Raw genomic sequence first — 24632 nt, 5'->3', positions numbered from 1 at the left:
GATCACTATCTCTTTAAGCAACCTTTTATCCTTAGCTCATGTATCTCAGCAAAGCAATAATATTTGATAACTTATACTGCTAAACAGCCGTCCATTTCTTTTATTACAAATATTTATTTGATTGGTCATAACTTAATGACGTCCTCTAAAAACTTCAAAAAATATACATTCTCAAGAAAATATATTTCTGAATTTGATTATGCCCAATGACGGTAAAACTCGTTAATCTGCAATCTTGACCTTTCAACAGCTATGGCGCTTCACTATATCCATCAAAACAAATCATCAAACAAACTGAGCTGGTTATCCTCTGGCATATTTCCAAGAATACCCATTTCATCCATCTTTTCAACCAAGGTTGATGAGAGTCCGCCACGTTTGCGTAGCTCTGTTTTAGAGAGGAATTCTCCCTCTTCACGTGCTCGCACCAACTGCTTAGCAACGTTCTCTCCCAGACCATCCATAGCAACAAATGGCGGGATGAGGGTATCCCCATCGATAAGGAACTCTGTCGCCTGACTGCGGTAGAGATCGAGTTTGCCAAACTTGAAACCACGTTCCCACATCTCATTGACAATCTCAAGAGTTGTATAGAGATCAATTTCCACATTAGAGGCTTCATTGTTCTTCCGTTTTTCAGAGATTTCTTCCATTCTGCGTTTGATGGTATCCAAGCCCGCCCCCATGGTCTTGATATCAAAAGCCTTAGCACGAATGGAGAAGTAAGCACAGTAGTAATAAATAGGATGGTGAACCTTGAAGTAAGCTACACGCAAGGCCATCATAACGTAGGCTGCCGCATGGGCTTTAGGGAACATGTACTTAATTTTCCCACAGGACTCGATATACCACTCTGGCACCTTATTGGCCTTCATAGCTTCAATGTAACCATTTCGCTCCTCTTCGGAAATCTTGAGCCACAAGCCCTTACGCACCCGTTCCATGATGGTAAAGGCCATCTTAGGTTCCAGACCCGCATGCATGAGGTAAACCATGATGTCGTCCCGACAACCAATAACGGTTGATAGATCAGCTATTCCTTGCTTAATCAGATCTTGAGCATTGCCCAGCCAAACGTCGGTACCGTGAGACAACCCTGACAACTGAAGCAATTCTGCAAAAGTCGTCGGATGCGTCTCGTCTACCATCCCACGTACGAAGTTGGTTCCAAACTCTGGAATCCCCAACATCCCCGTAGGCGTTCCAATTTGTTCAGGAGCCACACCTAGCACATCAGTCCCAGAAAAGAGGGCCATCACGCCTTCGTCATCCATAGGAATTTCATTAGGATCAATCCCAGACAAATCCTGGAGTTTTCGAATCATGGTCGGATCATCATGTCCCAGCACATCGAGTTTGAGGACGTTCTCATCGATATCGTGGAAGTTAAAGTGGGTCGTTTGCCATTCAGCCGTCACGTCATCTGCTGGATACTGGACAGGCGTAAAGTCGTAGACATCCATGTAGTTAGGAATAACAACGATTCCCCCCGGGTGTTGTCCTGTCGTTCGTTTGACACCAGCAGCTCCCTGGGCTAGACGTTCCACCTCCGCATCACGATAGAACTTGCCATAATCTCGCTCGTAGCCCTTTACAAATCCATAGGCAGTCTTGGCAGCCACCGTACCAACCGTTCCCGCACGGAAGGCATATTCCTCGCCAAAAATATCACGTACATCCAAGTGAGCACTGGGCTGATCTTCTCCCGAGAAGTTCAAGTCAATATCAGGAACCTTATCCCCATCAAAACCAAGGAAGGTCTCAAATGGAATATCCTGTCCGTTTTTACTGAGTTTGTGACCACAGTTTGGACAGTCCTTATTGGGCATATCAAATCCTGAACCATAAGAACCGTCTGTGATAAACTCGCTATACTGACACTGACCACAGACATAGTGAGGAGAGAGAGGATTGACCTCCGTAATCCCAATCATGGTCGCAACAAAACTAGAACCGACAGACCCACGAGAACCAACCAAGTAACCCCGTTCATTGGAACGTTGCACCAGCATCTGGGAAGCCAGATAAATCACAGCAAATCCATTCCCCAGAATAGAAGTCAGTTCTTTTTCAATCCGTAAATCGACAATATCTGGTAGCGGATTTCCATAAATCTCAAAAGCTTTCTTATAGGTCAACTCAGCAACTGTTTCTTCAGCCTTGTCGATGAAAGGCGTGTATAAGTCACCCTTAACAACCTCAACGGGTTCAAAGATTTCTGCCAAGGCATTGGTGTTTTCAATAACCAATTTGCGAGCTAATTCCTCTCCTAAGAAGGCAAATTCATCCAACATTTCATTAGTCGTTCGAAAATGAGCCTTTGGAAGTGGTGCTGGTTGGGCATGCTCTCCATGACCGATAGTTCGGTTAATCATAGCCCCCTGGCCCAAACTACGGACGATAATTTCGCGGTAAATCTCTTCTTCTGGTTCGATATAGTGGACATTCCCCGTAGCCAGAACAGGCTTACCAAGACGGTCTCCCACCTCTATCAAACTCTTGATAATGGTCTGGAGTTCTTCCATATCCTTGACCTGCTCCTTGGCAATCAAGGGAGCATAGATAGCTGGTGGCATGACCTCGATAAAGTCATAATACTTGGCCACCTCAATCGCCGCATCCACACCTTGGGAAACGACTGCATCAAAAACTTCACCTTCAGAGCAAGCTGAACCTAAAATCAAACCTTCCCGATGGGCATCTAAAACCGTTCTCGGAATCCGTGGCACCCCTTCAAAGTACTTAGTATTGGACAAAGAAACCAGTTTAAAGATATTTTTTAAACCTACCTGATTCTTGACATAAATGGTCGCATGCTTGATCCGAGCTTTTTTATAAGAGTCTGGACTAATCAAATCAATGTTTAGTCTATCCAAGTCGGTCACACCATGTTTTTCTGCTACTTCTTTGATAAAGATGAAGAGCAGACGACCAGTAGCTTCCGCATCGTAATTAGCCATGTGGTGATGTTCCAAGGCCACACCAAAACGCTTGGTCAAAGGCCCCAAACCATGACGTTTATACTCAGGATAGAGGTTTCGAGCAAACTCGAGCGTATCAATCACTGGCTGACTAATCTTTGGCAGACCATGACGCTCATAATTAGCATTCATAAATCCAACGTCAAAGGTCGCATTGTGGGCAACTAAGACTGTATCCTTGCAGAATTCTTGGAATTCTTGCAGAACTTGTTCTAGTGGTTTGGCATTTTTGACATGGTCATCTGTAATTCCAGTCAACTCAGTAGTAAAAGCTGACAAGGGATGACCAGGATTGATAAATTCATCAAATTCAGCAATGACATTCCCCTTGTACATCTTAGAGGCCGCAACCTGAATCAAATCATTATAGATAGCTGAAAGTCCCGTCGTTTCCACGTCAAAGACCACGTAGGTCGCTTCTGACAAGTCCATCTCTACTTCGTTATAGACGATAGGGACACGGTCCTCCACGATATTGGCTTCCATTCCATAGATTAGCTGGATTCCCGCTTTTTTGGCCGCCTTATAGCCGTGTGGGAAGGACTGGACATTCCCGTGGTCCGTGATGGCAACAGCCTTGTGTCCCCACTTAGCAGCTGTCGCAACGATTTCTTCAACCTCTGGTAGAGCATCCATGGTCGACATGTTAGTATGAGCATGAAACTCAACCCGGCGCTCACCTTCTGGCATCAAATCCTTCCGCTCATAATGAACAACTTCCTGCACATCCTGTACGTTCATAGTCAAATCGCGTGTGAAGTTATTCATCTCCACATTCCCACGCACTCGGAGCCAAGAATTCTTCTTGATGAGGTCAAATTTCTGAGCTTCTTCCTCATTTTTAACCCACTTTTGCATAGAAAAACTGGAAGTGTAGTCTGTCATTTTAAAATTGATCAAAACACGCCCTGTTCTGGTCACTTTTTGCTCCACATCAAAAACAACCCCTTCAAAGACCAGACGATTTTCCTCAGTCGTCACTTCAATCATAGGAGTAATCTCCGCCTTGTCCAACTTCGGTTTAGCTGCAGCTTTTTTAGCTTGAAAATCAAAGGCTGGTTTCTCTTCAGCTGGAGGAGGTGCCATCTGTTCCAGTTGTTCCATAGCACGAAGCGCTTCCTCATTGGCCGCTTGAACAATCTGCTCATTTTCAGCATGAAAAGCCTCTTCCTGCTCTTGGGTCAGGATATCATTCTTCTCTACTTGACAGTTGAAAGTTGGAAAACCAAACTTTTCAAGTTGTTTCGCTAAATTAGGAAGGTGATTTTTTTTAAAGTGTTCCTTATCAATCGCCTCAGATCCTTCAATAAATAGCTGATTGCCCTCAGCACGAACTTGCAAATTTTGATAAAGGGACTTAAAACCTTGACTAGCACATGGCCCCTCAGAAAAAGCCTCTCTATAGTAGGACTGCAAGACTTGATTTGAAAATTCTTGAGACAGAGCCTTGATTTCGAAAATAGCTTTATTGCCTGTCTTAGAAAATTCTTCGCTCAAACCTTTCTTTATTTCTAAAAAGATTTCAATCGGTAAAATATTAGAAAATACGAAATGAAACTCCCATACCTTACTAATTTTATGAACCACAACTCGCTCAATATCGGCCTGTGCTAAAGCAGGAGCCTGTCTCATTTCAGCAGGTATCCCCAATTGATTCATCAAAATTTCAAAACTATTTGACATTCATTTTCCTCACATTATTCTCCTACTATTTTACCATACTTAGAGGTGTTTTCTAAAGACAAAAGGAAGCCACTAAGTGACTTCCTTTTAGAGTGAGAACTGATTAGTCTTCACCTTTGTTTTTCTTAATGATTTCTTCTTGTACTGACTTAGGTACATCTTCGTAGTGGTCAAATACCATCATGAATGTACCACGTCCTTGAGATGCAGAACGAAGAACTGTTGCGTAACCGAACATTTCAGCAAGTGGAACGTAAGCACGAACGATTTGGCTGTTACCATGTGCTTCCATACCATCTACACGTCCACGACGAGCAGTTACGTGACCCATAACATCACCAAGGTTTTCTTCTGGAACAGTGATTGTTACAAGCATCATTGGCTCAAGGATAGCTGGTTGTGCTGATTTAGCAGCTTCTTTAAGGGCAAGTGAAGCCGCAATCTTGAAGGCAGTTTCAGATGAGTCGACATCGTGGTATGAACCATCGTAAAGCTTAGCTTTAACGTCAACCATTGGGTAACCTGCAAGAACACCGTTAGCCATAGATTCTACCAAACCTTTTTCAACCGCTGGGATAAATTCACGAGGAACCACACCACCGACGATTGCGTTTTCGAATTCGAATCCTTTACCTTCTTCGTTTGGAGTAAATTCAATCCATACATCACCGAATTGACCTTTACCACCAGACTGACGTTTGAAGAATCCACGTGCTTGAGTAGAAGCGCGGAATGTTTCACGGTAAGATACTTGAGGAGCACCTACGTTCGCTTCAACTTTGAACTCACGACGCATACGGTCAACAAGGACGTCAAGGTGAAGCTCACCCATACCTGAGATAACTGTTTCTCCAGTTTCAACGTTTGTTTCAACGCGGAATGTTGGATCTTCTTCAGCCAATTTTTGAAGGGCGATACCCATCTTGTCTTGGTCAGCTTTAGATTTTGGCTCAACCATCAATTGGATAACTGGTTCTGGAACGTTGATTGACTCAAGGATGATTTTAGCTTTTTCATCTGTCAATGAGTCACCAGTTGTAGTATCTTTCAAACCAACGGCAGCAGCGATATCACCTGAGTAAACAGTGTCGATTTCTTGACGGCTGTTAGCGTGCATTTGAAGGATACGTCCGATACGCTCACGTTTACCTTTAGAAGTGTTCAATACGTATGAACCTGATTGAAGAACACCTGAGTAAACACGGAAGAATGTCAAACGACCTACGAATGGGTCTGTCATGATCTTGAAGGCAAGAGCTGCAAATGGCTCTTCATCAGATGCTGGACGAGTTTCTTCTTCGTCTGTATCTGGGTTGATACCTTTGATCGCTGGGATGTCAAGTGGGCTTGGAAGGTAGTCAATAACCGCATCAAGCATCAATTGAACACCTTTGTTCTTGAAGGCTGAACCACACAATACTGGGAAGAATTCAACGTTGATAGTCGCTTTACGGATACCAGCTTTCAATTCTTCGTTAGTGATTTCTTCACCTTCGAGGTATTTCATCATCAATTCTTCGTCAGTTTCAGCAACTGCTTCAATCAATTTTTCACGGTATTCTTGAGCTTGGTCAAGGTATTCAGCTGGAATATCTTCTTCAAGGATATCTGTACCAAGGTCGTTAGTGTAGATTTCAGCTTTCATCTTGATCAAGTCGATGATACCACGGAAGTCATCTTCAGAACCGATTGGCAATTGGATTGGGTGTGCGTTTGCTTGAAGACGATCGTGAAGTGTGCTTACAGAGTAAAGGAAGTCAGCACCGATTTTGTCCATTTTGTTGGCAAATACGATACGTGGAACTCCATACTCAGTTGCTTGACGCCAAACTGTTTCAGTTTGAGGCTCAACACCTGATTGTGAGTCAAGAACGGTAACCGCACCATCCAATACACGAAGAGAACGTTGTACTTCGATTGTGAAGTCCACGTGTCCTGGTGTGTCGATGATATTTACGCGGTGGTTGTTCCATTGAGCTGTTGTCGCAGCAGATGTGATAGTGATACCACGCTCTTGCTCTTGCTCCATCCAGTCCATTTGTGACGCACCTTCGTGAGTTTCACCGATTTTGTGGATTTTACCAGTGTAGTAAAGAATACGCTCAGTAGTTGTTGTTTTACCGGCATCGACGTGAGCCATGATACCGATATTACGAGTTTTTTCAAGTGAAAATTCGCGTGCCATGAGGTTTGTTTCTCCTATTTATTTTTGATTTCTATTCTATTATAACACGATTTTAATAAAAACGGATAGGCAGGACCTACCCGTTCTCAATGTTTTCATGCTATTGTTGGTTTCAACTTGTAGATTTACAAGTTGAATTGAACTCGGGCTAAAGTTAATTAGCCGATTTGAGCCGGAACGGGATGCTGTGTGAAAAAGATAAACTTCCTTGTATTCGTCGAATACTGCGTCAGTTTCCTGTTTTCACCTTGCATCCTTACCGTTCCTAGCATCATGATTTAGTTGAGCTCAAGCTAAAAGTCTGGAGAAAAAGATGAATCTCATTGGTTGCAATCGCAACCTGCTTTGATTCCCTATTTTCTCTGGGACTTTCTTAACGCTTTCGCATCCTATATTACCAACGGAAGTGTGCGAATGCACGGTTAGCTTCAGCCATACGGTGAGTGTCTTCACGTTTCTTAACAGCTGCACCAGTGTTGTTAGCAGCATCCAAGATTTCTTTTGCAAGACGGTCTTGCATTGTGTGTTCACCACGAAGACGAGCGATTGTTACCAACCAACGAAGTCCAAGTGTTGTACGACGTTCTGGACGAACTTCAACTGGGACTTGGTAGTTAGAACCACCAACACGACGTGCACGTACTTCAAGTACAGGCATGATGTTTTCCATAGCTGTTTCAAACACTTCAAGTGCATCGTTTCCAGTAGCTTCTTTGATTTGCTCAAAAGCACCGTAAACGATTGAAGCAGCTGTACCACGTTTACCATCAAGCATAACGCGGTTGATAAGACGAGTAACTAGTTGTGAATTGTAAAGCGGATCTGGCAATACGTCACGTTTTGGAGCTCTATTTTTACGACTCATTTCTCTTTATCCCCTTTCCTTATGCTTTTGGACGTTTAGTACCGTATTTAGAACGGCCTTGTTTACGATCGTTAACACCTGCAGTATCAAGTGCACCACGGACGATATGGTAACGTACCCCTGGAAGGTCTTTTACACGTCCACCACGAAGAAGCACCACGCTGTGCTCTTGCAAGTTGTGTCCGATACCTGGGATGTAGGCAGTAACTTCGATAAGGTTGCTCAAACGTACACGAGCGAATTTACGAAGGGCTGAGTTAGGTTTTTTAGGTGTCATTGTTCCAACACGAGTTGCAACACCACGTTTTTGTGGTGAAGAAACGTTTGTTTGAACTTTTTTATGACTGTTGTAACCAACGTTCAAAGCTGGTGATTTAGATTTTTCTACTTTTGATTTACGCGGTTTGCGAACCAATTGGTTAATTGTAGGCATCTACATTCTCCTGTGTTTTTTTATTTTTGGTGATGATACACTTGGTGACAGCTATCATCTGTGTGTACTTTTGCAACATTTGTCAGCACGTCCCTGTACACTCTTGAGAGACCAAAAGTAAAAAGTACCGTCTATTATTGTAACAAAATTTTCTATTGGTTGTCAAGATATTTTTCTTTTTTATTGTTAATTTTAGCTCTTTTGTAGTGCCTCCTAAAAAAAGAAAAAGGAGGAAACCAAGTCCTCCTCTAGTTACAAAATTATTTGGTTTGATTGAATAATTTCAATTTTAGCACATAATGGTTTTCTAGATATGATAGTATCACAACCAACCAGATTCTTTCGCGATATTAGCTGCCTCTGTTCGATTACCTGCATCTAGTTTTGAAAGAATATTGGTGACATAGTTTCGGACTGTTCCGTTGGATAGATAAAGTTTGTCTGCAATTTCTTGGTTAGAGAAACCCTGAGCAATTCCCTTTAAAACTGCGATTTCTTGTTCTGTTAATGGATTGGGATGCGTCATCACCACTTCCATCAATTCAGGCGAATACTCCTTGCGTCCCTCAAGGACGGTGTGCAAGGTTTGCATGAGGTCTGCAATGCTTCGTTCTTTTAATACATAAGCATCCACTCCAGCCTTAACCGCACGTTCAAAATACCCAGGACGTTTGAAGGTCGTCACCACAACCACCTTTGTTTCAAGCTTTTCTGCTCGTATCCACTCCAAAACTTCAAGACCTGTCTTAACAGGCATTTCTACGTCAAGGATGGCTATATCTACAGACTCCTTTTCTAACAGTTGGATTGCTTCTTGCCCATTCTTGGCTTGAAGGACAGACACCACATCCGGTTGAAGCGTGAGCAATTGACACATAGCATCTCGCAACATACTTTGATCTTCTGCGACTAACACTTTCATCTACTTTCTCTCCTTATAAGGTAGTCGAACCTGCACTTCTGTCGGTTGTTTCTGACTAATTACCTTTACTTCTCCCGAAAATGGAAGAACACGATCTCGAACTGTATGGAGGTCATCCCCCTTTATAGAAGTAAAGCCACAGCCATCATCTCTCACTGTTAGAATGAGTTCTTTCTCTGTCCGTTCTAATTTCAAGTAGACTTTAGACGCTTTAGCATGTTTGATGATATTGGTCACTAATTCAAGCAAAATCATGGAAGCCGTTGACTCCAATTCCTGAGTTAAGCTAGCTGTATCTAGTTGATTAGCTATTTCCACCTCAATTCCAGCAATTTCTAACATCTTTTTCACAGTCTCTAGTTCGGATGTCAAAGTTCTAGACTTAAGATTTTCCACAATGGTTCGCACTTCATTCATGGAATCCTTGCTAATCTGGTGGATTTCTTTTAATTCCTTCTCCACCTGTGGATAAGCCTGTATTTGAAATAACTGCAAGGCTAGATCAGTTTTAACACTAAGCATAGCAAAGGTATGCCCCAGACTATCATGTAAATCTTGACCGATACGACTGCGTTCATTTTCAGCAAGCAATAGATTTATCTGGGCATTTTGCTTAGCCTGCGCTTCTTTCAAATCCTCCACAATCCGAATCCGAACCAATCCAAAAGTCATTAAATCGACAAAAGTAAGAATTACAAGTAGATAGAATAGAAACTCAACTTCGATTCTCTGAAAAATCAACAATTGGCCCACAACAAGGACTTGAGCAAGAAGAAAAGTCCAGACATGTAAAGACTTTAAACTACGTACGCCAAAATGATAACTTAAGAGGTTAGAAAGGAAAAAAAAGAACCAGATATAATTTGCAGCAACAAAGGTGGTATTCCCAGCTACATAGACCAGCATGAAAAACCAAAAGAATCGGGATAATCGCTGACTCTTGGTTGTTAAAACTCCTAAGTAAGCAACTACAAATAGAATATCAATCAATAAATGCCAGACAGCAAGCTCCCCAATCACTACAGGTAGGATGGGAAAAAGCATAAAAATCAAACTGGCCCAAAACATATAGTGTATGCTTTTCAGTCTTTCAAGCATTAAGCATTCTCCTTATGACTTTGAAGGTAAATGGTCAAACCAAACAAAACTGCTGAAAAAACAAGTAAATAAACTGTGGCTGATAGATTGATTCCACCTTCATTTAAAAATGTCTTGAGCAATTCCATCAACTGATAGGTTGGAAGACACTTACCTACTACTTGCATCCAGTCTGGAAATAAAGAGATAGGCATCCAGAGTCCACCTAAAACAGCCAAGCCTAGATAGAGAAGATTGCCCACGACAGACATCAGCTGACTAGAAGGCAAGAGTGTCAAGGTCAAGCCAAGCGCTACAAAGGCAATACTTCCTACTATCAGCAAGAACGCAGCTCCAACCCAGCTTCCTAGAGGCATCTCCACACCTCTGACCAAGTGCCCAACTGAGAAAACAACCAGGATTGAGACCAAATAATCAACCATCATACTTGTTATCTTTGATAGATAATATTCTACCATATTTACAGGGGTATGGCGCAATGTTTTCTGCCAGTTGTTGATTTTATCGGTATGTAAAACAGCTGGAAATGAAAACATAGCTGTCGACATCATGGAAAAAGCCGTCATGGAGATGAGGTAATCACGCATAAAATTAGCTGGTCCACCGGGTGTGTCCTGGTACATGCCTGAAAAGAATAAATAGAAGGCTGTCGGCATACCTACTGATAATAAATAATAGACTAATTGTCGTTTGGTCAATAGAAATTCTATCTTGTTTAGTGCGATCCATCGTTTCATCTTAGTCATCTCCCTTTTGTGTTTCTTCAAAGATTGTATCCAACAAGCTACGATTATTGACTTCAATTTCTTGAATCCTACATCCTGCTTGCACTAACAGTTGGCAAAAAGCATCCGCTTCACGTGTAACTACTTGCAAAGCATCTTGTTTTTGTGACCAGTTTTCAACCAAGTTAGACTGCTCAATGACTTCCTTGTATGCCAGAGGAAGGATGAAGTGCTTTTCAATCTCCTCACTGCGCATGGCTAGAGGTGTTGTATCACGAATCAACTCTCCCTTATTCAAGACCAAGATTCGGTCTGCTGTATGCTCTACCTCTTCGATATAATGGGACGAATAGAGAATGGTAACTCCCTGAGCTTTTAGCTCCTGAACAATTTCCCAAAAGCGTTGACGGGTTGAGGTATCCATGGCAGCAGTTGGTTCATCTAAAAAGACAAGCTTTGGTCGGCCAATCAAGGTCAAGACAAAAGAGAAGAGACGCTTTTGCCCACCTGACAATTTTTCTGCCAATTGTTCTTTTTGTTGCTGGTCAAACTGCAATAGTTGATCGACTTCCTGGTTGCTCAAGGGATTTGGATAAATACTTTGAAAGAAAGCAATCAACTCTTTGACCTTTAATTTCTGAACAATCACATTTTCTTGAGGCAGGTAGCCTCTAATATAGTCTAACTGATAACTCGTCACTGACAAGCCTTGGATGGATACTTTACCGCTGGTGACTAGTTTGTCTCCAAGCAAACAGCCCAAAAGCGTTGTCTTTCCTGCTCCATTTGGCCCAATCATGGCAACACATTCACCTTCAGCTACCTCAAAGGAAATAGCCTTCAAAATAGCCTTACCCTTGATATTTTTCTGTAAACCTTGAACCTTAATCATGTTCATGATATTCTCCTTTCAGCCATTCCATCCCCATCGGAAAGGCGATAAAAATCATAAATCCTAATCCCCATGCACCACGGATGAATTGGTAAAGGAAGTCTTGATCAAACCAACCTGTAAACATTTCTACCAACCATACCACTAGTGATAGTCCAATAAAAAGATAGAGAAATGCTTTTTTCATTTTTCAAACTCCTTTTTCACATCTGAGACTAAGTTCAAACCTTCTCGGATAAGCCAGGACATCATTCCAAATCCTGCAAATAGCTCCCAAGGAAAATGATAGAAACCTTCATCCAATCCTGAGAACATGAGATAAGTCATGACTCCTGCTGCTACTAAACTCATTGCGACAATTACTTTATCTTTCATTTTTTTATTCCTCCATTTCATACTTCAATTATAGTCTTTTGAAGTTAGCGGAGCTAGAAGCTTCTGTCATGAAAAGATATGACAAATGTCATAAAAGATTCTGTTCAAAATAAGCAAGATACACTATACAATAAAACACAATTAGAAAAATCTAAGGCAGCTTCCTCAAAAGAAGTAGCAAACCAAATTCACACTATAATGTAAACTAATACTTGTCTAAACTCGTAATAGCAGCAATTTTTATAACATTGAAACATATATTATAGGTTCAGCAAAAACTCTTCTATTGCTTTATTAAGAATTAATAAGAGTTATAAAAGCTATTAAATTTCAATGTGTATACCTAAAATACTGAAATCCAAAAAAGAGAGAACAAAACTAATTCTCTCTTAATGTATATAATATCTAGTTTAGAAAAGAAAAAAGATACACTCACGTATCTCCGAAACGAATCGGGAAGACAGGATTCGAACCTGCGACACCTTGGTCCCAAACCAAGTACTCTACCAAGCTGAGCTACTTCCCGAATTAAATAGAAAAATGCACCCTAGAGGAGTCGAACCTCTAACCGCCTGATTCGTAGTCAGGTACTCTATCCAGTTGAGCTAAGGGTGCTCATTATATTATGCCGAGGACCGGAATCGAACCGGTACGATCGTTACCAATCGCAGGATTTTAAGTCCTGTGCGTCTGCCAGTTCCGCCACCCCGGCCTCTCTAAGCGAACGACGGGATTCGAACCCGCGACCCCCACCTTGGCAAGGTGGTGTTCTACCACTGAACTACGTTCGCACTGTTTTCTTCTATCTAAAAATGCCGGCTACATGACTTGAACACGCGACCCTCTGATTACAAATCAGATGCTCTACCAACTGAGCTAAGCCGGCTCATTTATTATATCTTAATGCGGGTTAAGGGACTTGAACCCCCACGCCGTTAAGCGCCAGATCCTAAATCTGGTGCGTCTGCCAATTCCGCCAAACCCGCAGATATGACCCGTACTGGGCTCGAACCAGTGACCCATTGATTAAAAGTCAATTGCTCTACCAACTGAGCTAACGAGTCTAAAATAACTTTCGTTATTTTAAACGGTCCCGACGGGAATCGAACCCGCGATCTTCGCCGTGACAGGGCGACGTGATAACCGCTACACTACGGGACCTTTGGGAGTTAACGGGATCGAACCGCTGACCCTCTGCTTGTAAGGCAGATGCTCTCCCAGCTGAGCTAAACTCCCTAGAGCTAAGCGACTTCCATATCTCACAGGGGGCAACCCCCAACTACTTCCGGCGTTCTAGGGCTTAACTTCTGTGTTCGGCATGGGTACAGGTGTATCTCCTAGGCTATCGTCACTTAACTCTGAGTAATACCTACTCAAAATTGAATATCTATTCAAATCAAGAAAACCTCTCGCTTTCATATTCTCAGTTACTTTGGATAAGTCCTCGAGCTATTAGTATTAGTCCGCTACATGTGTCGCCACACTTCCACTTCTAACCTATCTACCTGATCATCTCTCAGGGCTCTTACTGATATAAAATCATGGGAAATCTCATCTTGAGGTGGGTTTCACACTTAGATGCTTTCAGCGTTTATCCCTTCCCTACATAGCTACCCAGCGATGCCTTTGGCAAGACAACTGGTACACCAGCGGTAAGTCCACTCTGGTCCTCTCGTACTAGGAGCAGATCCTCTCAAATTTCCTACGCCCGCGACGGATAGGGACCGAACTGTCTCACGACGTTCTGAACCCAGCTCGCGTGCCGCTTTAATGGGCGAACAGCCCAACCCTTGGGACCGACTACAGCCCCAGGATGCGACGAGCCGACATCGAGGTGCCAAACCTCCCCGTCGATGTGAACTCTTGGGGGAGATAAGCCTGTTATCCCCAGGGTAGCTTTTATCCGTTGAGCGATGGCCCTTCCATACGGAACCACCGGATCACTAAGCCCGACTTTCGTCCCTGCTCGAGTTGTAGCTCTCGCAGTCAAGCTCCCTTATACCTTTACACTCTGCGAATGATTTCCAACCATTCTGAGGGAACCTTTGGGCGCCTCCGTTACCTTTTAGGAGGCGACCGCCCCAGTCAAACTGCCCGTCAGACACTGTCTCCGATAGGGATCACCTATCCGGGTTAGAGTGGCCATAACACAAGGGTAGTATCCCAACAACGTCTCCTTCGAAACTGGCGTCCCGATCTCTTAGACTCCTACCTATCCTGTACATGTGGTACAGACACTCAATATCAAACTGCAGTAAAGCTCCATGGGGTCTTTCCGTCCTGTCGCGGGTAACCTGCATCTTCACAGGTACTAAAATTTCACCGAGTCTCTCGTTGAGACAGTGCCCAAATCATTACGCCTTTCGTGCGGGTCGGAACTTACCCGACAAGGAATTTCGCTACCTTAGGACCGTTATAGTTACGGCCGCCGTTTACTGGGGCTTCAATTCATACCTTCGCTTGCGCTAAGCACTCCTCTTAACCTTCCAGCACCGGGCAGGCGTCACCCCCTATACATCATCTTACGATTTAGCAGAGAGCTGTGTTTTTGATAAACAGTTGCTTGGGCCTATTCACTGCGGCTGACTTAAAGTCAGCACCCCTTCTCCCGAAGTTACGGGGTCATTTTGCCGAGTTCCTTAACGAGAGTTCTCTCGCTCACCTGAGGCTACTCGCCTCGACTACCTGTGTCGGTTTGCGGTACGGGTAGAGTATGTTTAAACGCTAGAAGCTTTTCTTGGCAGTGTGACGTCACTAACTTCGCTACTAAACTTCGCTCCCCATCACAGCTCAATGTTATAGATATAAGCATTTAACTCATATCACACCTCACTGCTTAGACAGACTCTTCCAATCGTCTGCTTTAGTTAGCCTACTGCGTCCCTCCATCACTACATACTCTAGTACAGGAATATCAACCTGTTGTCCATCGGATACACCTTTCGGTCTCTCCTTAGGTCCCGACTAACCCAGGGCGGACGAGCCTTCCCCTGGAAACCTTAGTCTTACGGTGGACAGGATTCTCACCTGTCTTTCGCTACTCATACCGGCATTCTCACTTCTATGCGTTCCAGCACTCCTCACGGTACACCTTCTTCACACATAGAACGCTCTCCTACCATACCTATAAAGGTATCCACAGCTTCGGTAAATTGTTTTAGCCCCGGTACATTTTCGGCGCAGGGTCACTCGACTAGTGAGCTATTACGCACTCTTTGAATGAATAGCTGCTTCTAAGCTAACATCCTAGTTGTCTGTGCAACCCCACATCCTTTTCCACTTAACAATTATTTTGGGACCTTAGCTGGTGGTCTGGGCTGTTTCCCTTTCGACTACGGATCTTAGCACTCGCAGTCTGACTGCCGACCATAATTCATTGGCATTCGGAGTTTATCTGAGATTGGTAATCCGGGATGGACCCCTCACCCAAACAGTGCTCTACCTCCAAGAATCTTAATGTCGACGCTAGCCCTAAAGCTATTTCGGAGAGAACCAGCTATCTCCAAGTTCGTTTGGAATTTCTCCGCTACCCACAAGTCATCCAAGCACTTTTCAACGTGCCCTGGTTCGGTCCTCCAGTGCGTCTTACCGCACCTTCAACCTGCTCATGGGTAGGTCACATGGTTTCGGGTCTACGTCATGATACTAATTCGCCCTATTCAGACTCGGTTTCCCTACGGCTCCGTCTCTTCAACTTAACCTCGCATCATAACGTAACTCGCCGGTTCATTCTACAAAAGGCACGCTCTCACCCATTAACGGGCTCGAACTTGTTGTAGGCACACGGTTTCAGGTTCTATTTCACTCCCCTCCCGGGGTGCTTTTCACCTTTCCCTCACGGTACTGGTTCACTATCGGTCACTAGGGAGTATTTAGGGTTGGGAGATGGTCCTCCCAGATTCCGACGGGATTTCTCGTGTCCCGCCGTACTCAGGATACTGCTAGGTACAAAGACTATTTTAAATACGAGGCTATTACTCTCTTTGGCTGATCTTCCCAAATCATTCTTCTATAATCTTTGAGTCCACATTGCAGTCCTACAACCCCGAAGAGTAAACTCTTCGGTTTGCCCTTCTGCCGTTTCGCTCGCCGCTACTAAGGCAATCGCTTTTGCTTTCTCTTCCTGCAGCTACTTAGATGTTTCAGTTCACTGCGTCTTCCTCCTCACATCCTTAACAGATGCGGGTAACAGGTAGTACCTGTTGGGTTCCCCCATTCGGAAATCCCTGGATCATCGCTTACTTACAGCTACCCAAGGCATATCGTCGTTTGTCACGTCCTTCTTCGGCTCCTAGTGCCAAGGCATCCACCGTGCGCCCTTATTAACTTAACCTTATTTTTTGACCTTTCAGTCATAAACTCTTATTAATACTACAGCGTTTTCGGTTTATTTTCTTGTTACTATTTGATATAGATATTCAATTTTCAATGTGCATTACTTGGTGATCTCTCACCAATGGAGCCTAGCGGGATCGAACCGCTGACCTCCTGCGTGCAAAGCAGGCGCTCTCCCAGCTGAGCTAAGGCCCCACAAGACCTCTCAAGACTAAACAAGACCAATGCGCAGTTCCTTATCCTTAGAAAGGAGGTGATCCAGCCGCACCTTCCGATACGGCTACCTTGTTACGACTTCACCCCAATCATCTATCCCACCTTAGGCGGCTGGCTCCTTACGGTTACCTCACCGACTTCGGGTGTTACAAACTCTCGTGGTGTGACGGGCGGTGTGTACAAGGCCCGGGAACGTATTCACCGCGGCGTGCTGATCCGCGATTACTAGCGATTCCGACTTCATGTAGGCGAGTTGCAGCCTACAATCCGAACTGAGACTGGCTTTAAGAGATTAGCTTGCCGTCACCGGCTTGCGACTCGTTGTACCAGCCATTGTAGCACGTGTGTAGCCCAGGTCATAAGGGGCATGATGATTTGACGTCATCCCCACCTTCCTCCGGTTTATTACCGGCAGTCTCGCTAGAGTGCCCAACTGAATGATGGCAACTAACAATAGGGGTTGCGCTCGTTGCGGGACTTAACCCAACATCTCACGACACGAGCTGACGACAACCATGCACCACCTGTCACCTCTGTCCCGAAGGAAATCTCTATCTCTAGAGAGGTCAGAGGGATGTCAAGACCTGGTAAGGTTCTTCGCGTTGCTTCGAATTAAACCACATGCTCCACCGCTTGTGCGGGCCCCCGTCAATTCCTTTGAGTTTCAACCTTGCGGTCGTACTCCCCAGGCGGAGTGCTTAATGCGTTAGCTGCGGCACTAAACCCCGGAAAGGGTCTAACACCTAGCACTCATCGTTTACGGCGTGGACTACCAGGGTATCTAATCCTGTTTGCTCCCCACGCTTTCGAGCCTCAGCGTCAGTTACAAGCCAGAGAGCCGCTTTCGCCACCGGTGTTCCTCCATATATCTACGCATTTCACCGCTACACATGGAATTCCACTCTCCCCTCTTGCACTCAAGTTAAACAGTTTCCAAAGCGTACTATGGTTAAGCCACAGCCTTTAACTTCAGACTTATCTAACCGCCTGCGCTCGCTTTACGCCCAATAAATCCGGACAACGCTCGGGACCTACGTATTACCGCGGCTGCTGGCACGTAGTTAGCCGTCCCTTTCTGGTAAGATACCGTCACAGTGTGAACTTTCCACTCTCACACCCGTTCTTCTCTTACAACAGAGCTTTACGATCCGAAAACCTTCTTCACTCACGCGGCGTTGCTCGGTCAGACTTCCGTCCATTGCCGAAGATTCCCTACTGCTGCCTCCCGTAGGAGTCTGGGCCGTGTCTCAGTCCCAGTGTGGCCGATCACCCTCTCAGGTCGGCTATGTATCGTCGCCTTGGTGAGCCGTTACCCCACCAACTAGCTAATACAACGCAGGTCCATCTGGTAGTGATGCAATTGCACCTTTTAAGCAAATGTCATGCAACATCTACTGTTATGCGGTATTAGCTATCGTTTCCAATAGTTATCCCCCGCTACCAGGCAGGTTACCTACGCGTTACTCACCCGTTCGCAACTCATCCAGAGAAGCAAGCTCCTCCTTCAGCGTTCTACTTGCATGTATTAGGCACGCCGCCAGCGTTCGTCCTGAGCCAGGATCAAACTCTCATTAAAAGTTTGAGTTCTCACTCATTTCTGTCACTGACAGATTTATTGTTTTTTTCATTGTTCAGTACTACAACCTTAGTTGTAGTGCCCTGCACATTGGTTCGTCTTGTTCAGTTTTCAAAGGTCTTTGTCACTCGCTTCTCTCAAGCGACAACTATATTAGTATATCACAGTGGCTTTCGCTTGTCAACACTTTTTTGAAACTTTTTTAAACTTTTTTTCATTAAGTGTTTCAACCGCAACATACCATAGTCCGTACGGGATTCGAACCCGTGTTACCGCCGTGAAAAGGCGGTGTCTTAACCCCTTGACCAACGGACCAGAGTTGTTATTTTCAACTCTTACTATTATACCTACTTTTTAAACTTTGTCAACACCTTTTTTAAACTTTTTTTACTTTTTTGCATGAATTCCTAATGAGTACGGATGTCAAACTCTTTAAACACAATACGTAAGTCTCTTAACACTCTTTGACGCCCTCGGAAGCGTTCATCTCTTAAGACGCGTTCTAACTCTTCTTGTTTGTCTTTACTTTGTTTACTTCTATAATCTCTTAGTGTTTCATGAAAGAGATAATAGTCATCTAGCCAGAGTCCTCCCTCACTTATACGATGACTTATCTCACCCACTTCTTCATAAAGCTCTTTATCATATCTCCGTTTTTGACTTTCTTGTTTACGGAGATAATCTAGAATTCGATTTCGGAATTTTGTTTTGAAATATTTCCTTAAACGAGGGATATCTTCTACAAGCCCTTCTTCTCTACTGATCAATTCATGTAGACATATCATTCCCTCTTGATTCCAGTCCGATAACTCCCACAAATGAAGGTAATATTCATTTCTACACTTGTATACAATTCCTTGGACTTCTTCATACAATTCTTTAAGCATAATCTTCCCCTTTCTGTGTACAGTCTAACAGATTCAGAAACACTTTTGGCACATTTCCCCATTCTGTTCCCTACACCGTCTAAACTGCACAAAAAAAGAGAGGACAAGCCTCTCTCAGGGTTATAATTCTGCAATTTGATTTAAGTTTACTTCTGCAACTGTATCATTACCAAACATAGAGATAATCATCTTCACTTTGTTATTATCAATCTCTGTAATCTTACCAGTATAGTCTGCAAAAGCTCCATCAATAATACGTACAGTTTGACCAACTTCAACATCGATATCAAACTCTTGTACAGTTTGTCCCATAGAAACCAAGATATCACGAATTTCTTGTTCCAATAATGGAGTTGGTTTTGATCTATTTCCGTGAGATCCGACGAATCCTGTAACATTTGGTGTGTTTCGAACAACAAACCAAGCTTCATCTGTCATGACCATTTCTACAAGAACATAACCTGGAAAGCGATTTTCTTCTACTTCTTTTCTCTTTCCATTTTTTTCAACTTGCACTGTTTGTGTTGGAATTTCAACGCGTAGAATATTATCCAACATATTGTAGGTTTGTGCACGTTGTAATAGATTTTCTTTTACCTTATTTTCATAACCAGAATAAGTTTGTAAGACAAACCATCCTTTATCAAAACTATCCATGATATTTCCTTTCATAAATAGAAGATTTCTAGTGTAATTAACTCCACTAACCTTCTAAAAAATGTTAATAAATCGAATCAAACCTGAAACAATCAACTGGTCAAAAATGTAAATAATTACTACAAAGAAAGCTGTGTATTCCATGATAGAACGAAAATCTCTCCAGCTTTCCTTGCGAGTTGGCCATGTTGTGTCTTTAAGAAGTCTAAAAATATCTCCAATAAAACGCATCGCTCTCTCCTATCTCGTTTCTCTGTGTGTAGTGTACTTGCCACAATGCTTACAAAATTTATTTACTTCTAGTCGTGTAGGCTTGGGGTTTCCACTAATCTTGATTGAATAGTTTCTCGAACCACAAACCGCACAAGCTAGGCTTGCTTTTTTTAGTGCCATAACGCCTCCATCCTATCTATTATAACAAGAAAGCTAGGCTTTGACAAGCATCTTAACGAAATAGATTGACTACCGAATCCCATATTGTTTGAGCTTTTTCCTTAATCCTCGCATCTGAGATAGCCCGGCTAGCCTCATCTACTAGACTTTGCGCACGTCCTCGAATATCAGACAAATTATCATCTGTCTGGCTATTATCATTGGTTTGTACTTGTCTTTTTGTGTTAGCTGGTCCAATTCCATTTTGCTTATAAGCATTTTCAACCGTAAAAGTGCTTCCTGGCGTATAAGGTAAAATGGTATTTGCAATGTTTCTAAAGACATGTGCTGCACCGTTTGAAGTCGAACCTGCTAGATAGTGATTTTCATCAGTGGTCGGAAAGCCAAGCCAGTGGCTAATCACTACATCCGGAGTATAACCAATTACCCACTGGTCACTTGTGTAATCCGGATTGAAAACTGCTTCAGTTGTTCCAGTTTTCCCTGCCATGACATAGTCTGCAGGCGATGAACTAATACCGGTACCGTTGGTGAATGTCCCCAACATCATACTGGTCATCTTATCAGCTACAGACTTATCAATCACCCGTTTTTGTGAATTTTTATGGCTCGCAATAACCTGACCACTAGCATTTTCAATTCTACTAATAAAATGAGCTTCAGGCATTAAACCTTCATTTGCAAAGGCAGCATATGCTTGAGCCATTTGCAGAGGATTGGTTTCAACACCGCTTCCCAAGGCGACACCAAGAACACGATCAACTTTTTCCATGTTGAGTCCGAATTTTTCGCCCGCCTCAAAAGCCTTATCAACGCCCAAATCATTAACAGTGGCAACAGCAGGCAGATTAAGCGACTCTGCCAAGGCTTGATACATAGGAACTTCTCGACTCGTTTTGATTCCTGCATAGTTATCAAGCTTATAGCTGTCGTACTGCATGGTATGGTTATCCAAGAGCTTATTCAAAGCCCAGCCTGCTTCAACTGCTGGCGTATAAACAACTAAAGGCTTAATTGCAGAACCAGGACTACGTTTTGATTGAGTTGCATAGTTGAAATTCCGGAATCCAGTTTTATCATTATCAGCAACTTGACCGACAACTCCACGAACTCCACCTGTTTTCGGTTCGAGAGCTACACTTCCTGATTGTGCAAATGTTCCATCTTCTGCCCTAGGAAATAGCGATGTATTCTCATAGACAACCTGCATATTTGCTTGGTAGTTTTGGTCCAGCTCTGTGTAAATGCGGTAGCCATTATTGACAATTTCTTCCTCTGTTAGATTATACTTGGAAACGGCTTCGTTAACCACCGCATCAAAGTAAGAAGGATAGCGGTAATCTGAGATTTTTCCTTCATACTTATCGTGCAATTGCGAAGTCATATCAACTTCTGCAGCTTCAGTTTCTTGGTTTTTATCAATATATCCTGCTGCAACCATATTTTGCAAAACAGTATCGCGCCGATTGGTAGAATCTTGTACGGAATTCAAAGGATTATACAGCTCCGGCCCTTTGAGCATCCCTGCCAGGGTCGCAGCTTGATCCAGACTCACTTCTGACGCAGAAACTCCAAAGTATTTCTTACTCGCATCTTCTACACCCCACACACCATTTCCAAAATAGGCGTTGTTAAGGTACATGGTTAAAATCTGATCCTTACTATATTTTTTTGTTAATTCTAAGGCAAGGAAAAATTCTTTCGCTTTTCTCTCAACAGTTTGATCCTGCGACAGATAGGCATTTTTAGCTAGCTGTTGGGTAATAGTAGAACCACCACCTGAACGACCAGCAGTGACAATCGCCAAGAAGAAACGACCATAGTTAATCCCATCATTTTTATAGAAAGAGCGGTCTTCTGTCGCAATAACGGCATTCTGCAAATTTTTACTGATATCAGTCAATTCAACATAAGTTCCTTTTTGACCAGACAAGGCACCAGCCTCCTTTTCTTCACGGTCAAAAATGATAGTCCGAGTTTTCAAGGCGTTTTGCAAATCGTTAACATTGGTTGACTTAGCTACAGCAAACAAATAGGTTCCAACTAGCAAGCCTGCACTCAAACCTAGTATAAGGACAATCTTTGTTAGATGATAGCGACGCCAGAATTTTCGAATCGGACCCACTTGGGCTAATTTTTTTCGATCACTGCGAGAACGACGCAAGCTAGTAGACCCCGAATCCTCTGATTCACTTGTTTCTTTTTTAAAAAGAGAAAGAAATTTCTCGAATAATTTATCTAATTTCATGCGTTTATTTTATCATCTTCATCATAGGAAGACAAGAATTTAGCTATTTCCTATCCAAATAGGGCTTTTTTTGTTACAATATCTGTATGCAATTCACATTTACATTACCAGACTCTCTACCTCAAATGACGGTAAAGCAATTACTTGAGGAGCAACTCCTCATCCCTAGAAAAATCCGTCATTTTTTGAGAATCAAGAAACACCTTTTGATTAATCAGCGAGAAGTTCATTGGAACGAGACGGTAAATCCTGGAGATGTTTGCCAATTGACTTTTGACGAGGAAGATTATCCCGAAAAAGAAATTCCTTGGGGCAACCCAAACCTTATTCAGGAAGTTTATCAAGATCAACACTTGATTATTGTAAACAAACCTGAGGGTATGAAAACACACGGTAACCAACCAAACGAAATTGCTCTTCTTAACCATGTCAGTGCCTACGTTGGCCAGACCTGTTATGTCATTCATCGTCTGGACATGGAAACCAGTGGCTTGATTCTCTTTGCCAAAAATCCTTTTATCCTGCCTATTCTCAATCGCTTACTGGAGAAAAAAGAGATTTCTAGGGAATATTGGGCACTAGTTGATGGAAATATCAGCAGCAAAGAACTTGTTTTCAAAGACAAAATCGGACGTGATCGCCATGATCGCAGAAAACGAGTAGTTGATACAAAAAATGGGCAATATGCCGAAACGCATGTAAGCAGATTAAAGCAATTTCCAAACAAGACTTCCTTGGTTCGTTGCAAGCTAAAGACAGGGCGAACCCATCAGATTCGTGTGCACCTTTCGCATCATAACTTCCCTATTTTAGGCGACCCTCTCTATAATAGTAAATCAAAAACAAGTCGGCTTATGCTTCATGCCTTTCGACTGTCCTTTACCCATCCGCTTACTCTAGAGAAATTAAGCTTCACTACCCTATCAGATACTTTTGAAAAAGAATTAAAAAAGAATGGATGATAGCGTCATCCATTTTTTAATATTTAAAAAGCAAGACCAGAGGCCTTGCTTTTTATCGACTCATGAATTATTTAGCGATTTTTGCGAAGTATTCAAGAGTACGAACAAGTTGTGCAGTGTATGACATTTCGTTGTCGTACCATGATACAACTTTAACCAATTGTTTACCGTCAACGTCAAGAACTTTAGTTTGAGTTGCGTCAAACAATGAACCGTAAGACATACCTACGATATCTGAAGATACGATTGGATCTTCTGTGTAACCGTATGATTCGTTTGAAGCTGCTTTCATAGCTGCGTTCACTTCATCAACAGTAACGTTCTTTTCAAGAACTGCTACCAATTCAGTAACTGATCCAGTTGGAGTTGGAACGCGTTGTGCAGATCCGTCAAGTTTACCGTTCAATTCTGGGATTACAAGACCGATAGCTTTTGCAGCACCAGTTGAGTTAGGAACGATGTTTGCAGCACCAGCGCGAGCACGGCGAAGGTCACCACCACGGTGTGGTCCGTCAAGGATCATTTGGTCACCAGTGTAAGCGTGGATAGTAGTCATCAATCCTTCAACAACACCAAAGTTATCTTGAAGAGCTTTAGCCATAGGAGCCAAGCAGTTTGTAGTACATGAAGCACCTGAGATAACTGTTTCAGTACCGTCAAGAACGTCGTGGTTAGTGTTGAATACAACTGTTTTAACGTCGTTTCCACCAGGAGCAGTGATAACAACTTTTTTAGCTCCACCAGCGTGCAAGTGTTTTTCAGCAGCTGCTTTCTTAGCAAAGAAACCAGTAGCTTCAAGAACGATTTCTACACCGTCGTTAGCCCAGTCGATTTGTTCTGGATCACGTTCAGCAGAAACTTTGATGAATTTACCGTTAACTTCAAATCCACCTTCTCTAACTTCAACAGTACCGTCGAAACGACCTTGAGTTGTGTCGTATTTCAACAAGTGTGCAAGCATAACTGGATCTGTAAGGTCGTTGATACGAGTAACTTCAACACCTTCTACGTTTTGGATACGACGGAAAGCAAGACGACCGATACGTCCGAAACCGTTAATACCAACTTTAACTACCATTAGTGATTTCCTCCTTATGAAAATCATGAAATTTTTATTGTGAAAAGAGTAACTTGAATCACTACAAATCACCTTTCAACAAACCTATTATATAACTATTTAAGTTTAATTGCAAGTACGG

The 24632-nt window shown here is 43.0% G+C and carries 17 protein-coding genes, 11 tRNA genes and 3 rRNA genes; 1 reads left to right on the top strand and 30 read right to left on the bottom strand.

Translation table 11 applies throughout. From position 1 onward, the window contains the following. Positions 1-272: 272 nt before the first annotated feature. From QS39_RS03455 to pbp2a, 29 genes are all read right to left on the bottom strand, one after another. The gene (locus QS39_RS03455; RefSeq protein WP_077804637.1) at positions 273-4664 is read right to left on the bottom strand and encodes a PolC-type DNA polymerase III; all 4392 of its coding nucleotides are present in this window, start codon (positions 4662-4664) and stop codon (positions 273-275) included. Between the two features lie 103 nt (positions 4665-4767). Next, positions 4768-6849, bottom strand: a complete 2082-nt coding sequence (fusA, locus tag QS39_RS03450) for an elongation factor G (RefSeq protein WP_000090348.1) — start codon at positions 6847-6849, stop codon at positions 4768-4770. A gap of 394 nt (positions 6850-7243) precedes the next feature. Continuing rightward, entirely contained in the window at positions 7244-7714 is a 471-nt protein-coding gene (rpsG, locus tag QS39_RS03445) for a 30S ribosomal protein S7 (RefSeq protein ID WP_000087873.1), read from the bottom strand. 19 nt (positions 7715-7733) lie between these two features. After that, positions 7734-8147 carry a 30S ribosomal protein S12 gene (gene rpsL / locus QS39_RS03440; protein ID WP_001142332.1) on the bottom strand — a complete coding sequence of 138 codons (414 nt, stop codon included), beginning with the start codon at positions 8145-8147 and terminating at the stop codon, positions 7734-7736. Positions 8148-8469: 322 nt separating this feature from the next. Next, the gene (locus QS39_RS03430) at positions 8470-9069 is read right to left on the bottom strand and encodes a response regulator transcription factor (protein ID WP_077804636.1); all 600 of its coding nucleotides are present in this window, start codon (positions 9067-9069) and stop codon (positions 8470-8472) included. Next, positions 9070-10167, bottom strand: coding sequence for a sensor histidine kinase (locus tag QS39_RS03425; protein WP_077804635.1), 1098 nt, complete (start codon positions 10165-10167; stop codon positions 9070-9072). Beyond that, on the bottom strand, positions 10167-10904 hold the full coding sequence (locus QS39_RS03420) for an ABC transporter permease (protein WP_077804634.1): 738 nt from the start codon (positions 10902-10904) through the stop codon (positions 10167-10169). Before QS39_RS03420 ends, QS39_RS03425 begins: the two co-directional genes overlap by 1 nt. Before the next feature lies 1 nt (position 10905). Next, entirely contained in the window at positions 10906-11790 is an 885-nt protein-coding gene (locus tag QS39_RS03415) for an ABC transporter ATP-binding protein (RefSeq protein WP_077804633.1), read from the bottom strand. Continuing rightward, a complete protein-coding gene (locus QS39_RS03410) occupies positions 11777-11971 on the bottom strand; it encodes a hypothetical protein (RefSeq protein ID WP_077804632.1) in 195 nt (64 codons plus the stop codon). Before QS39_RS03410 ends, QS39_RS03415 begins: the two co-directional genes overlap by 14 nt. Then, positions 11968-12159 carry a hypothetical protein gene (locus QS39_RS03405; protein WP_077804631.1) on the bottom strand — a complete coding sequence of 64 codons (192 nt, stop codon included), beginning with the start codon at positions 12157-12159 and terminating at the stop codon, positions 11968-11970. The genes QS39_RS03410 and QS39_RS03405 overlap by 4 nt, the downstream gene beginning before the upstream one ends. 452 nt (positions 12160-12611) lie before the next feature. Beyond that, positions 12612-12685, bottom strand: a tRNA-Pro gene (locus QS39_RS03400). Between the two features lie 15 nt (positions 12686-12700). Continuing rightward, positions 12701-12774, bottom strand: a tRNA-Arg gene (locus QS39_RS03395). 11 nt (positions 12775-12785) lie between these two features. Next, positions 12786-12871, bottom strand: a tRNA-Leu gene (locus tag QS39_RS03390). A 7-nt stretch (positions 12872-12878) separates the two neighbouring features. Beyond that, positions 12879-12950: transfer RNA gene (locus QS39_RS03385), tRNA-Gly, on the bottom strand. 22 nt (positions 12951-12972) lie between these two features. Continuing rightward, positions 12973-13045: transfer RNA gene (locus QS39_RS03380), tRNA-Thr, on the bottom strand. Between the two features lie 18 nt (positions 13046-13063). After that, a tRNA-Leu gene (locus QS39_RS03375) sits at positions 13064-13145 on the bottom strand. Positions 13146-13150: 5 nt separating this feature from the next. Beyond that, positions 13151-13223: transfer RNA gene (locus QS39_RS03370), tRNA-Lys, on the bottom strand. A gap of 24 nt (positions 13224-13247) precedes the next feature. After that, positions 13248-13320 (bottom strand) — tRNA-Asp (locus QS39_RS03365). 2 nt (positions 13321-13322) lie between these two features. Continuing rightward, positions 13323-13395: transfer RNA gene (locus QS39_RS03360), tRNA-Val, on the bottom strand. A 4-nt stretch (positions 13396-13399) separates the two neighbouring features. After that, positions 13400-13515: ribosomal RNA gene (rrf, locus tag QS39_RS03355) — 5S ribosomal RNA — on the bottom strand. Between the two features lie 76 nt (positions 13516-13591). After that, a 23S ribosomal RNA gene (locus tag QS39_RS03350) occupies positions 13592-16492 on the bottom strand. Positions 16493-16616: 124 nt separating this feature from the next. Continuing rightward, positions 16617-16689: transfer RNA gene (locus QS39_RS03345), tRNA-Ala, on the bottom strand. A 51-nt stretch (positions 16690-16740) separates the two neighbouring features. Further along, positions 16741-18286 (bottom strand): 16S ribosomal RNA (locus tag QS39_RS03340). The 16S, 23S and 5S rRNA genes sit together here with 11 tRNA genes alongside, the layout of an rRNA operon. A 243-nt stretch (positions 18287-18529) precedes the next feature. Beyond that, positions 18530-18601, bottom strand: a tRNA-Glu gene (locus QS39_RS03335). Positions 18602-18693: 92 nt separating this feature from the next. Continuing rightward, positions 18694-19173, bottom strand: coding sequence for a sigma-70 RNA polymerase sigma factor region 4 domain-containing protein (locus tag QS39_RS03330; RefSeq protein ID WP_077804630.1), 480 nt, complete (start codon positions 19171-19173; stop codon positions 18694-18696). Positions 19174-19293: 120 nt separating this feature from the next. After that, positions 19294-19830: a transcription termination/antitermination protein NusG gene (gene nusG / locus QS39_RS03325; RefSeq protein ID WP_000376740.1), complete on the bottom strand. Its 537-nt coding sequence runs from the start codon at positions 19828-19830 to the stop codon at positions 19294-19296. A 54-nt stretch (positions 19831-19884) separates the two neighbouring features. Further along, a complete protein-coding gene (secE, locus tag QS39_RS03320) occupies positions 19885-20061 on the bottom strand; it encodes a preprotein translocase subunit SecE (RefSeq protein WP_001210991.1) in 177 nt (58 codons plus the stop codon). Between the two features lie 9 nt (positions 20062-20070). Continuing rightward, positions 20071-20223, bottom strand: a complete 153-nt coding sequence (gene rpmG / locus QS39_RS03315) for a 50S ribosomal protein L33 (RefSeq protein ID WP_001809375.1) — start codon at positions 20221-20223, stop codon at positions 20071-20073. 52 nt (positions 20224-20275) lie between these two features. After that, positions 20276-22471: a penicillin-binding protein PBP2A gene (pbp2a, locus tag QS39_RS03310; RefSeq protein WP_077804629.1), complete on the bottom strand. Its 2196-nt coding sequence runs from the start codon at positions 22469-22471 to the stop codon at positions 20276-20278. An 86-nt stretch (positions 22472-22557) separates the two neighbouring features. Here pbp2a and QS39_RS03305 point away from each other — a divergent pair, with 86 nt between their 5' ends. Beyond that, entirely contained in the window at positions 22558-23433 is an 876-nt protein-coding gene (locus tag QS39_RS03305) for an RluA family pseudouridine synthase (RefSeq protein ID WP_077804628.1), read from the top strand. A 67-nt stretch (positions 23434-23500) separates the two neighbouring features. Here QS39_RS03305 and gap read toward each other — a convergent pair whose 3' ends face one another. Continuing rightward, entirely contained in the window at positions 23501-24511 is a 1011-nt protein-coding gene (gene gap, locus QS39_RS03300; RefSeq protein ID WP_000260687.1) for a type I glyceraldehyde-3-phosphate dehydrogenase, read from the bottom strand. Between the last annotated feature and the right edge of the window lie 121 nt (positions 24512-24632).

The organism is Streptococcus mitis, from assembly GCF_002005545.1.
GTDB classification, from domain to species: domain Bacteria; phylum Bacillota; class Bacilli; order Lactobacillales; family Streptococcaceae; genus Streptococcus; species Streptococcus mitis_I.
The sequence above is the reverse complement of the archived record's forward strand: the minus strand, read 5'-3'. Positions and strand labels throughout refer to the sequence as shown.